At 48.3% G+C, this 12145-nt stretch carries 9 protein-coding genes; all 9 read right to left on the bottom strand.

What is annotated here, in order from left to right:
• Window positions 1-190 precede the first annotated feature (190 nt).
• Window positions 191-1120, bottom strand: a complete 930-nt coding sequence (truB, locus tag B9Y93_RS03265; RefSeq protein ID WP_085492913.1) for a tRNA pseudouridine(55) synthase TruB — start codon at window positions 1118-1120, stop codon at window positions 191-193.
• Window positions 1117-2184 (bottom strand): DHH family phosphoesterase, encoded by a 1068-nt coding sequence (locus B9Y93_RS03260; RefSeq protein ID WP_085492912.1) that lies wholly within the window; start codon window positions 2182-2184, stop codon window positions 1117-1119. Before B9Y93_RS03260 ends, truB begins: the two co-directional genes overlap by 4 nt.
• Complete coding sequence (rbfA, locus tag B9Y93_RS03255) at window positions 2177-2539, bottom strand: 30S ribosome-binding factor RbfA (RefSeq protein WP_085492911.1); 363 nt, start codon at window positions 2537-2539, stop codon at window positions 2177-2179. Before rbfA ends, B9Y93_RS03260 begins: the two co-directional genes overlap by 8 nt.
• 27 nt (window positions 2540-2566) lie before the next feature.
• Complete coding sequence (gene infB, locus B9Y93_RS03250; RefSeq protein ID WP_085492910.1) at window positions 2567-5155, bottom strand: translation initiation factor IF-2; 2589 nt, start codon at window positions 5153-5155, stop codon at window positions 2567-2569.
• On the bottom strand, window positions 5148-5477 hold the full coding sequence (locus B9Y93_RS03245; RefSeq protein ID WP_085492909.1) for a L7Ae/L30e/S12e/Gadd45 family ribosomal protein: 330 nt from the start codon (window positions 5475-5477) through the stop codon (window positions 5148-5150). The genes infB and B9Y93_RS03245 overlap by 8 nt, the downstream gene beginning before the upstream one ends.
• Window positions 5464-5778: an RNase P modulator RnpM gene (gene rnpM, locus B9Y93_RS03240; RefSeq protein WP_085492908.1), complete on the bottom strand. Its 315-nt coding sequence runs from the start codon at window positions 5776-5778 to the stop codon at window positions 5464-5466. Before rnpM ends, B9Y93_RS03245 begins: the two co-directional genes overlap by 14 nt.
• 69 nt (window positions 5779-5847) lie before the next feature.
• Window positions 5848-6960 carry a transcription termination factor NusA gene (gene nusA, locus B9Y93_RS03235; RefSeq protein WP_085492907.1) on the bottom strand — a complete coding sequence of 371 codons (1113 nt, stop codon included), beginning with the start codon at window positions 6958-6960 and terminating at the stop codon, window positions 5848-5850.
• 101 nt (window positions 6961-7061) lie between these two features.
• Window positions 7062-7523: a ribosome maturation factor RimP gene (rimP, locus tag B9Y93_RS03230; RefSeq protein WP_085492906.1), complete on the bottom strand. Its 462-nt coding sequence runs from the start codon at window positions 7521-7523 to the stop codon at window positions 7062-7064.
• Window positions 7524-7734: 211 nt separating this feature from the next.
• Window positions 7735-12051 (bottom strand): PolC-type DNA polymerase III, encoded by a 4317-nt coding sequence (locus B9Y93_RS03225; RefSeq protein WP_085492905.1) that lies wholly within the window; start codon window positions 12049-12051, stop codon window positions 7735-7737.
• Between the last annotated feature and the right edge of the window lie 94 nt (window positions 12052-12145).

Here is a 12145-nt window from a genome sequence, read left to right as displayed (position 1 = left end):
TTAGTATGTTCTTCCATTCACATATTCACGTATACCCAGCTGCCATTGCCCTTTCTCCACACATTGGACAATTACAGCAATGTCTATAAGAGTGAAAGATATCTATTCGGATATGCTTCCCCATATGTTAAAAATGCGAAGATGACTAAGCCCTATTCTGTCTGTAGGCCTGCATCTACGCATTATTGTACTACTTTTCATCCAATGAGGGCAAAAATACCTTCACAGGACGCAAAGCTCGTTCTCCATCAGGAACGTGGAATAAGCCATAGAAGAGTCCTCGTACATCATACAACCGATAGAGCTGATTCGTCAAAGGCTGACAAGAGCAAGCTCGAAACGGTATTCCTCTCCCTTGCGTTGCATAATGAGCAAATTCATCCATTATCGTAATCTTTGGCAGATAAGACATCGCTTCATCAACTGGAATCAGCATCGAATGAACATCGCCTTGAGAGGCTTTATCCTGAATCTCTTCAATTGTAAAGCAATGCTCCTTCTTATAATGAGCAGACATAGTACGGATCAGAGAATCCATTGTTGAAGGGACATGAAGCGAACGACCGATATCCACACATAGCGTACGTATGTAAGTTCCCTTGGAACATGTCGCACGAAAGTGAACCGTAGGTTCGCTAGTCCCCATATTCATGTCCAAGATGTCGATCTCATATACAGTCACTCGGCGAGATTGGCGCTTGACGGTCTTGCCTTCCCGCGCCAGCTCATATAAGCGCTTGCCATCTACTTTCACAGCAGAATACATCGGCGGAACCTGCTCAATCTCACCAATAAAGGATTGAATAACACGACGCACATCTTCCTCTGTCAAAAATGAAGCATCCTTGCGTTCAAGGACGGCACCGCTCATATCCTCTGTATCTGTTGCAATCCCAAAGCGGAGCACGCATTCATATTGCTTAGGAAGCTCCTGCAAATATTCAACAAGACGCGTTGCTTTGCCTACGCACAGAGGAAGCACCCCTGTTACTTGCGGATCCAGAGTTCCCGTATGACCGATACGCCTCTCTCTTATGACGCCTCTTACTTTGGCAACCACATCGTGAGACGTCCAGCCCTCTGGTTTCCATACCGGAAGGACGCCTTGAAGTTCTGTCATAATTGTTCCGTCACCTGCTCTATTATAGCTTCAATTGCTTGTTCCAACGGTACTGTCAGTGTACATCCCGCTGCTCGAACATGCCCACCGCCGCCAAAATGCTGTGCAACCTTAGCCACATTCACTAATCCAGCGGAACGCAAGCTCACTTTGATTCGTCCGGATTCGTTCATTTTAAGCAAAAAACCAACTTCAACGCCTTCGACATTGCGAGGATAGTTGACGAGTCCTTCCAGGTCCTCATTCAATGCTCCCGTCTCCAGCATGTCTTCTGGCGTAACATGCAGCCAAGCAATTTTACGATCCTGCGTAAAATCAAGTCTTGCAAGACTCCTCTTAATGAGCAGCATTTGAGCATAGCTCATGCGCTCAAGCAATCTGTCGGCAATCTCATTTCCCTGCACGCCTGTTTGAAGCAGCTTAGATGCCATCTCCATCACATGCGGAGTTGTATTGCTGTAGCGAAATCCGCCTGTATCTGTCAATAATCCCGTATATAAAGCGGTAGCAGCCTGAACATCAAGCACGATTCCGCCATGCTCATACAAGTCAAAAAGGATCTCAGCCGTCGCAGCTGCATCCTCACGAATCAAAGCAACCTCCCCGTAGCGATTATTCGTTGGGTGATGGTCAATATTCAAGATCGGGACATCTGCTTGAATCCAGTCTGCAATGGTCCCAATGCGTTCGTAATCTGCACAATCCACGCAGATCACAGCATCAAAGGCAGGCGGCTTCGCATCAGGATGCCGTTCTGAGATATAAATAGCTTCGCTGTTCGCAAGAAATGACAGGCGGCTTGGAACACGGTTGTCATTCACCATGACAAAATGCTTGTTCCACTGCTGCAGCAGCCAGCCAACAGCCAATGTTGAGCTAATGGCATCTCCATCTGGATTGACGTGCGCCACAACTAGAAATCGATCATATTTCTTAATAAAGGAGAGCGCCTCATCCATATTATGCCCATATGTAGAGAGAACCTGCTCCCCACTTGATTCCTTGGAATCAAGTGAAGACGCAGATTCATGAGCATGGCTATTCGATGGGTTCGAATTATGCATGATCATTATCCTTCCCATCATGAATATCGTGCAGCAGCTTCTCAATCCGGCTGCCGTACGCGATCGACTCATCGATCTTAAAGTTAAGCTCAGGCACATGACGAAGTCTCATGCGCTTGCCTAGCTCAGAGCGCAAGAAGCCATTCGCCTTGTCTAAAGCTTTTAGAGAATTCTCTTTTGCTTCGGCATCCCCAAGTACACTCAAGTATACACGAGCTAGAGAGAGGTCATTGGTCACCTCAACACCGGTTACGGTAAGAAAACCAATTCTCGGATCTTTAAGTTCCATCTGAATGAGCTGACTAAGTTCCTTCTTAATCTGCTCACCCACTCGGCCTGAACGGATCTTGGCCATGGAAATCACCTCATTTTCTGTCAGCGACTACTTGCGTTCTACAGCTTCCATCGTGAACGCTTCGATGATGTCGCCTTCTTTCAAATCATTGAATTTATCGAGCATAATACCGCACTCGTAGCCCTGCGCCACTTCTTTCGCATCGTCCTTGAAGCGCTTCAAGGAATCAAGCTTGCCTTCGAAGATAACGATGCCGTCGCGAATCACGCGCGCATCGGAGTTGCGTGTAATCTTGCCTGAAGTGACCATACAGCCAGCGATCGTGCCCACTTTGCTGATCTTGAATGTGTCACGTACTTCGGCATGACCTTGAACCACTTCTTTGTACTCTGGATCAAGCATACCTTTCATTGCCTGTTCGATCTCTTCTACGATCGTGTAAATTACACGATGCAAGCGCACATCTACCTGCTCTTGATCAGCCGTAAGCTTCGCTTGCGCATCAGGACGGACGTTAAATCCGATCACGATCGCATTGGATGCAGTCGCAAGGATAATATCCGATTCTGTAATCGCGCCCGCGCCAGAATGGATAACTTTTACGCGCACGCCCTCGACTTCGATCTTCTCAAGGGAACCTCTGAGAGCCTCAACGGAACCTTGTACGTCAGCCTTGATAATGACGTTAAGCTCTTTGATCTCGCCCTCTTTGATATGCTTGAACAAGTCATCAAGCGTAACACGCGCATTGGAGCCAAGCTGGCTTTGACGAAGCGTTGTAGAGCGTTTTTCAGAGATCGAACGCGCTTTACGCTCATCTTCGAATACAATAAACGGATCCCCAGCCTGAGGAACTTCAGTCAAGCCGGTAATCTCAACTGGTGTAGATGGGCCTGCTTCTTTCAAACGGCGGCCACGGTCATTAACCATTGCACGAACACGTCCGAACGATGTGCCTGCCACCAACGGATCACCGACTTTTAGTGTACCCGATTGAACCAAAATACGTGCAACTGGTCCACGGCCTTTATCAAGCTCCGCCTCAATTACAGTACCCCGAGCCAATTTATCTGGATTTGCCTTGAATTCTTGTACTTCTGCCACGAGCAGAATCATTTCAAGCAAGTCTTCGAGACCCATGCGCTGCTTCGCTGAAACGTTAACGAAAATTGTGTCTCCGCCCCACTCTTCAGGAACGAGCTCATAGTTCGTCAGTTCTTGCTTCACGCGATCCGGATCTGCCTCTGGCTTATCGATTTTGTTGACAGCAACGATGATCGGAACACCAGCTGCTTTCGCATGGCTGATTGCCTCGACCGTCTGTGGCATTACACCGTCATCTGCTGCAACAACGATAATGGTAATATCCGTTACCTGCGCACCGCGAGCACGCATCAAAGTAAACGCTTCGTGACCTGGTGTATCCAAGAACGTAATCTTTTTATTGTTGATTTCGACTTGATATGCACCGATGTGCTGCGTGATGCCGCCCGCTTCTCCGCTTGTTACGTTCGTCTTGCGGATAGAGTCAAGCAAGGTTGTCTTACCATGGTCAACGTGCCCCATGATCGTTACAACTGGCGGACGCTCAGCCATATTCTCTTCCACTTCTGGTTCCACTTCTTCTTCAAATGGATCTTCCTGTACAGGAAGCTTGAGTTCAACCTCAACCTTGTATTCGTCAGCGATCAATTGAATCGTGTCCAGATCAACCTCTTGGTTAATGGTAACCATCAGGCCCATCATGAAGAGCTTCTTAATAACTTCAGACGCATCCTTATGAAGAAGCTTAGCCAGTTCTCCAACACTCATCTCGCCACGAACGATGATTTTCTTCGGTGTGTTGTCAATCTTCTCGCGAACTTCCATTTGACGGTGATTGTTTCTATTGTTTCTGCCTTTGCCACGCGGGCCACGGTTGTTGCCGCGGTTGTCATCAAAGCGATTGTTCGGCTTGCCAGCGTTGTTACGGCCACGGTTGTTGCCTTTTGCACCTGACTTGTCGTTGTCACTGTATTTGGATGGACGATCGACACCGTTATTTAGGCGTGCTGGCTGCTGCTTCTCCATCGCCGGACGAGCGGACTGTTGGGAAGAAGATGGGCCACCACTGCGGTTGCCTTGAGAACCGCCCTGACCTTGCGGTCTGCCGCCTTGACCACCTTGACCTTGTGGACGGCCTCCTTGACCTTGTGGACGAGATGGACGATCTCCGCCTTGACGATTCCCGCCTTGGCCACCTTGACCTTGCGGACGGCCTCCTTGATGCTGTGGACGGGATGGACGATCTCCGCCTTGACGATTCCCGCCTTGTCCGCCACGCGGACCGCCTTGATGTCCCTGTTGGCCGCGTCCCTCAGGACGTCCGCCGCGCTCATCTTGGCGCGGTCTCTGCTCAGAGCGTTCATGACGCTTCGGAGCCTCTGTTGACTGCTGCGCCGCTTGGCTAACTTGCGCCTGCGGTTTACTGTCGCGCTTTGATTGCGCATTTGCTTTTACATCTTTAAAATACTGCTCTACTTTTGCCACTGCATCGTTCTCCATTACGCTCATATGGTTGTTTACGGGATAATCTAGACGCTTCAAAATCGTTATGATTTCTTTACTGCTCATATTGTTAGACTTCGCGTACTCGTATACTCTTAATTTGTCCTTGCCGTTCTCTTGTTTACTCAATATACTCCACCTCCGACATAGTCATAAGCCCGTTCTTCATTAATTGCGCGAATCCGTTGTCTGTCACACCGACAATGACACGGTCAAGCTTGCCAAGACTTGCTCCCAACTCATCTCTTGTAAAGCCGATCGCGAGTGGTACACCGTAGGTCTTGCATTTATCACGGAATTTCTTCTTCGTATTCTCTGACGCATCGCTTGCAACGAACACCAACTGTGTCTGTTGACCACGGATCGCCTTCAGTACGATCTCATCTCCCGTTACAAGCTTTCCTGCACGCTGTGCGAGCCCCAATTGGGATAGCACCTTATTCGTCGTCATCATGAGCCTGCTCCTTCATCGCAAGGAACTCATCTTCAACACGAATGAAGTCTTGCGCCAACTGTTCGTATATATCGGAATGCACTGGATGCTTCAGTGCACGGTCTAGAGCCTTTGATTTGTGAGCCAGCTTGAAGCAAGACAGCTTACCACACAGGTAAGCGCCTCGCCCTGACTTCTTGCCAGTCAAATCGATAAGCACTTCATCCTGAGGGGTCTTAACCACTCGAATAAGTTCTTTCTTCGGCATCATTTGTTGGCAAGCAACACATTTTCGAAGCGGTACTTTTCTTGTTCGCATTGAACCTACCTCCTTACGATTATCCTTCGAAGCTGAAGAGAAAAACCGCACCCTACGGCAGGAATCCGATCAATCCAAAACCTCGTCAACAGAATCAAGGTCATGAGCACTGTCAAAAGCCTCTCCTGCAGGAGCACTTTCTTCGCCATCGTAAGCTTGGGATTCGCTCTTGATGTCGATTTTCCATCCCGTAAGCTTCGCAGCTAGACGCGCATTCTGACCTTTAATTCCGATCGCAAGCGATAATTGATAATCCGGCACAATGACTCGCGCCATCTTCTCTTCTTCATAAACGTCCACTTGAACCACCTTGGACGGGCTTAGTGCATTCGCTACATACTCTTCAACATCTTCCGACCAGCGAACGATATCGATTTTCTCGCCGCGAAGCTCATTTACAATCGTCTGAACACGAAGGCCTTTTGGACCTACGCAGGAACCAACCGGATCCACTTCAGGATTGCGGGAATAGACCGCAATCTTAGAACGCTGTCCCGCTTCGCGAGCAACTGATTTAATTTCCACGACTCCATCAAAAATCTCAGGCACTTCAAGCTCAAACAGGCGCTTCAACAGGCCTGGATGCGTACGGGACAAAATAATTTGAGGTCCTTTAGTCGTGTTTTCCACCTTCGTAATGTATGCCTTCACACGATCACCGTGCTTGAATTTTTCATTCGGCATCATTTCATTCAGCGGAAGCACCGCTTCTACTTTGCCTAGGTCGATGAACACATTGCGTGTATCCTGACGCTGTACAATCCCTGTCACGATATCTTCTGCCTTATCAATGAAGGCATCATAGATTAGACCGCGCTCCGCTTCGCGAATGCGCTGCGTCACAACTTGCTTCGCGGTTTGCGCAGCAATGCGGCCAAACTCCCGAGGTGTTACCTCGATATCGCAAATATCATTAACCATATAGTTGGGATTGTGCTCTCTCGATGCATGCAGCGAGATCTCATGTCTAGGATCCATCACTTCGTCAACGACCGTTTTGCGGGCGAACACTTTGATGACGCCAGTAGCACGGTTAATATCGACACGCACGTTTTGTGCGGCATTAAAATTGCGTTTGTAGCTTGAGATCAACGCAGCTTCAATGGCGTCGATAAGCACTTCTTTGCTGATCCCTTTCTCTTTTTCGATCTCAGACAGTGCTTCAATAAAATCAATACTCATTTTGATAGGCTCCCCCTTTCAGCCGCCTCGGACGGCTTCATTACTTGCACATATGCAATGAATAATATTGTGCTTCATATTGATGCTCGATCAGCAGTCTCTTAGAAGATGATTGCAAGTCGAGCGCTTGCTACCTTGCTGTAAGGCAGGACATGCGCTTTCTTGTTCACCATCACCGTGATGGTCTCACCATCAAACGCTTCTAGAGTACCTTCGAACTCTTTACTGCCATCGACAGGTTCATATGTAGTGATATACACATGCTTTCCGATCGCTTTAACGAAGTCCTTTTCCTTCTTCAGCGGGCGCTCTGCCCCAGGCGACGATACCTCAAGGAAATACGCATCAGGAATCGGATCATTCTCATCCAGCTTCTGGCTTAAGTACTCACTCACACGGCCGCAATCTTCGATATCGATGCCGCCATCCTTGTCCACGAATACACGCAAAAACCAGCTGCTTCCTTCCTTGACGTACTCAACGTCTACCAATTCAAACTGCTGTTCTTCCAGATAAGGCATAACCATCTCTTCAACAAGTGTCTTAATGTTAGCTGTTGTCAAACAGGGTTCCTCCCAAAGTACACAATTCAATTGAAATATGTTGTAATCCGCAGCGTCAGACATCTAATTAGTCGGATGCAAACATGAAAGAGTGGGTTTCCCCACTCTTTCGCAACGGATGTATCCACATGATTACCATAAAATTATAGCATAGCCGGTTGACAAATGGCAAGGTGCCGCTCATGTCCCGAACTACCCTATAAGCACGTAATTAGAACAAGGAGAGCTGATTCGATTCTGGCAAGCCGCGGAAACATCCCATCTGCGTAAGCAATTCCACGATTGTCTTGGTTGCTTTCGAGCGCTTTTGGAAATCTTCAATAGATAAATATTCTCCATCTTCTCTTGCTGCAGCGATGTTCTTCGCCGCATTTTCTCCAATTCCTTGAACAGCAGAAAACGGCGGAATCAAGGAGTCGCCTTCTACGAGGAAGCTGCTTGCCTCCGAGCGATATAGATCAATGGTCTTGAAACTAAATCCGCGGGCTGTCATCTCAAGGGCCATCTCTAGAATGGAAATCATATTCTTTTCCTTCGTGGTAGCCTGGAAGCCCTTCGCTTCGATCTCGTCAATCTTCTTGCCAATCGCTTCATAGCCTTGACAGCACAGCTCGATGTCAAAGTCCTCAGCGCGCACCGTAAAGTATGTCGCATAGAATTCGATTGGATGATAGATCTTGTAGTATGCGGTGCGCACCGCCGAGATAACATAAGCTGCCGCGTGGGCTTTCGGGAACATGTACTGGATCTTCAAGCAGGAATCAATGTACCACTGCGGCACATTGCAGTTCTTCATCTCATCGATCCACTCTTGAGAAAGCCCCTTCCCTTTACGCACACTTTCTGTAATCTTAAAGGCAAGACCTGCTTCCATTCCCGCTTTATAGATCAAATAGAGCATGATCTCGTCACGACAACCGATTACAGTCTTGATCGTACAAATGCCATTTTTAATGAGGTCCTGCGCATTCCCAAGCCATACTCCTGTACCGTGCGACAATCCTGAGATCTGCAGCAAATCGGCAAATGTCGACGGCTGTGCTTCTACCAGCATCTGACGAACAAAGCGCGTTCCCATCTCCGGAATGCCATATGTTCCTACAGGAGTTCGAATCTGCTCCGGGCTTACCTTTAACGGAGTAGTGGAGTTGAATAAGCTCATCACATTCGGATCATTCATCGGGATCGTGGTTGGATCCACACCTGTAAGGTCCTGAAGCATACGCATCATTGTCGGATCATCATGACCGAGTATATCAAGCTTCAACAGGTTCGCATCGAAGGCATGATAATCGAAGTGCGTGGTTTTCCATTCTGCAGACGTATCATCAGCCGGATACTGCACTGGCGTGATATCTTCAACCTCAATATAATCCGGCACAACGACGATACCGCCCGGATGCTGTCCCGTGCTTCGCTTAACACCTGTGCAGCCGGATGCCAAACGGTTAAGCTCTGCACCACGCCACTTTTTGTGATAGTCTTCCTCATACTTTTTCGCAAAGCCAAAGGCTGTTTTCTCCGCAACAGTACCGATAGTGCCTGCCCGGAATACATTTTTCTCACCGAACATGACCTTCGTAAAGTTGTGCGCCTCCGGCTGGTATTCCCCTGAGAAGTTCAAGTCAATATCCGGAACCTTATCGCCTTTAAAGCCAAGGAATGTCTCAAACGGAATATCCTGTCCTTCGCCTATCATCTTTGTCCCGCACTTAGGACAATCCTTATTAGGCAGGTCAAATCCGCTCGGTACGCTTCCGTCTGTGAACCATTCACTATGCTTGCATTCCTTATTCGGACAATAATAATGAGGCGGAAGCGGGTTTACCTCCGATATTCCTAGGAAGGTTGCTACAACTGACGATCCAACCGACCCCCGTGAACCAACCAAATATCCATCCGCATTGGACTTTTTCACCAAGCGCTCCGATATGAGATAGTTCGCGGAGAAACCGTATTTGATAATCGGCGCCAATTCTTTTTCCAAGCGCTGTACGACAATTTCAGGTATAGGCTCGCCGTAAAGATCTCGGGCTGTATTGTAGCATGTCTCCCGCATCTCTTCATCCGCACCGTCCATAATCGGCGTATAGAGCTTGTCTGGGAAGAGGACAATTTCCTCAAAGCGCTCTGCCAGTTCATTCGTATTCTTAATGACTACCTCATAGGCTCTTTCTTTGCCAAGGAAGCTGAATTCCTGCAGCATCTCGGTTGTCGTTCTGAAGTGAGCATCCGGCTTCTGAATGTCCTTCAGTGGACTAAAGCCCGTAATCCCATGTATCGTAATATCTCGGAACAGTTTGTCGCGCGGGTTCAAATAATGTGCATTGCCTGTTGCAACAACCGGCTTGCCAAGCTTATCACCAATCGACACAATCTTCTTGAGCGCATCTTCGATATCAGCTTGAGAGCCGACCAGCCCTTTTTCAAGCAGATGCATGTACATCGTGAGCGGTTGAATCTCCAGCACATCGTAAAACTCCGCAACCCGCTCTGCCTCCTCGAGCGATTTGTTCAATACGGTCTCAAACAGCTCACCCTTCTCACAGCCTGACATTACAAGCAATCCAGCGCGATTCTCCACAAGCTTGCTGCGTGGAATCGTGGCCACACGATGAAAATGCTCCGTATGAGACAAGGACACAAGCTTGTACAAGTTTTTCTTACCCACCGGATCAAGCGCATAGATATTGCAGTGAAACGGCCTTGCGCTGCGCAGGTTCTGTCCTACGTAGTCATTTAAACGGTCCAGCTCCTCAAGACCTTTAAGCTGATATGCATCATGAAGCAGCCCTGTCAATATGCCAGCAAGCGCAATGGTATCATCGATCGCACGGTGATGGCTTTCTAATGCCACTTTATATTTTGAAGCCAATGTATTCAGACGATGGTTCTTCAATGTTGGATGCAATAAACGTGCCAGCTCAAGCGTGTCGAGCACGGGATTGGTCATCTCCGGCAGCTCAAGCAGCTTCAAATTATGCTGGATGAAGCCGACGTCGAATCGAGCATTATGCGCGACCAGCACGCTGTCTTCTGCAAATTCAACGAACTTCTTCAGCACCTCATCCACTTCGGGCGCACCGCGCACCATATCATCGGTAATGTTCGTCAGCTGCTGAATATTGTATGGGATTCGCTCATGCGGATCGACAAAGGAACTATAGCGATCAATTTCCTTGCCGTCCTGCATCTTCACCGCCGCAAGCTCAATAATCTTGTTGTTGGATACAGATAGACCCGTGGTCTCGATATCAAATACGGTATATATCGATTCCTTAAGCGATCGGGAGTCCGCGTTCAGCACAACCGCAATATCATCATCCACAACATTCGCTTCCAGCCCATAAATGACCTTGATTCCATGCTTTTTCCCTGCCTTGCCTGCTTCTGGATAGCACTGCACATTGGCATGATCGGTGATCGCTATTGCCTTGTGGCCCCACTTCGCAGCCTGCTTAATATATTGATCCACGGAAGTCACAGCATCCATGGCACTCATTGTCGTATGCAAATGGAACTCGACCCGCTTCTCTTCAGAAGTATCCTGACGCTCGGGCGGAGCTGTCACCTCTTGAATGTCAGAAGCAATCATAACAAGCTCTGGCGTCATCATGAAGCGGTCATATTCAACCCTGCCGCGCACTTTAACCCACTTGCCATTCGCGATAAGATTAAGCTTCAGAACATCATCTTTATTCTTGCCGAACATCTTAATCAAGATCGAGTCCGAGAAGTCTGTCACATTAAACGTATACAGCGTGCTGCCGTTGCGCAGCTCTTTGACCTCAAGCCCGAACACCGTTCCCTGTACAGTAATCCGCTTCTCTTCCTCTTGAACATTCATGATTGGAGCGGGATCATCCTTAATCTCATAGCCATGCTGAAGCTTCTCAGGCGCATTGCCGGCATCAATCGCCGCCTGCTCTGCTGCTTCTCTCTCGGCATCAGCCATTAATTGAGCAACAGCCAAGCGCTCCTCCTCAGCCAGCTTCTCTTGGAAGGTTTCCACTGCTTCATGGTCCACCACGCCTACTTTCATTTGAACGCGAAGCTCTCGCGAGAAGTAGGTTTGATAGAACTTTTTCACATAATCATCAATTTGCTTTTTCTTCGCCAGGTTCAACGTCATCTCATCGGAGAGGAAGAGCGTCACGAGTTCGTTCTCGACTTCAACCTTCGCGCGATGAAGCCAGCCGTTTACCGAGGCAACCTCGCGTTTGACCCACTCTATAAATAGATGCCAATACGCATCGACAACCTCTTGGCCCGTTACAACATCTTCGTAGTGAAAAATAATGCGTATCTTGGCGATATGCGATAATTTATCTTGTACGGTCAAGCAGAACGTACGATAAGCATCAGAAGGAACGATACTTCGCTTCCCGATATGGATCGTCCATTCCCGATTCGACCTGCTTGTCTCTACCTGACGGATCCATCCATCCTGGAAATGGGTGTGCATCAACTCCGAAGGCAGTCCGACTTGTTTCATCATTAACTCAAAGCGCTGTCTTTGTTCCTCCATCGTAACACCGGTCCCTCCTCTAAAAAAGAAATGGCTTGCCGCTCTTGAGCTATCTTCCATTGTAACGCTGGATGATCTCTCATGCCGGAAGCCA

Origin of the sequence: Paenibacillus aquistagni (assembly GCF_900177815.1) — a bacterium.
Classification (GTDB): domain Bacteria; phylum Bacillota; class Bacilli; order Paenibacillales; family Paenibacillaceae; genus Paenibacillus_B; species Paenibacillus_B aquistagni.
This window is presented reverse-complemented; position numbering and strand designations above follow the sequence as displayed.

Coding starts and splice junctions, on each gene's coding strand:
- B9Y93_RS03245 (WP_085492909.1), bottom strand. CDS start 5,477: ATGACGACGAATAAGGTGCTATCCCAATTGGGGCTCGCACAGCGTGCA.
- rnpM (WP_085492908.1), bottom strand. CDS start 5,778: ATGCGAACAAGAAAAGTACCGCTTCGAAAATGTGTTGCTTGCCAACAA.
- B9Y93_RS03225 (WP_085492905.1), bottom strand. CDS start 12,051: ATGGAGGAACAAAGACAGCGCTTTGAGTTAATGATGAAACAAGTCGGA.
- nusA (WP_085492907.1), bottom strand. CDS start 6,960: ATGAGTATTGATTTTATTGAAGCACTGTCTGAGATCGAAAAAGAGAAA.
- B9Y93_RS03260 (WP_085492912.1), bottom strand. CDS start 2,184: ATGCATAATTCGAACCCATCGAATAGCCATGCTCATGAATCTGCGTCT.
- truB (WP_085492913.1), bottom strand. CDS start 1,120: ATGACAGAACTTCAAGGCGTCCTTCCGGTATGGAAACCAGAGGGCTGG.
- rbfA (WP_085492911.1), bottom strand. CDS start 2,539: ATGGCCAAGATCCGTTCAGGCCGAGTGGGTGAGCAGATTAAGAAGGAA.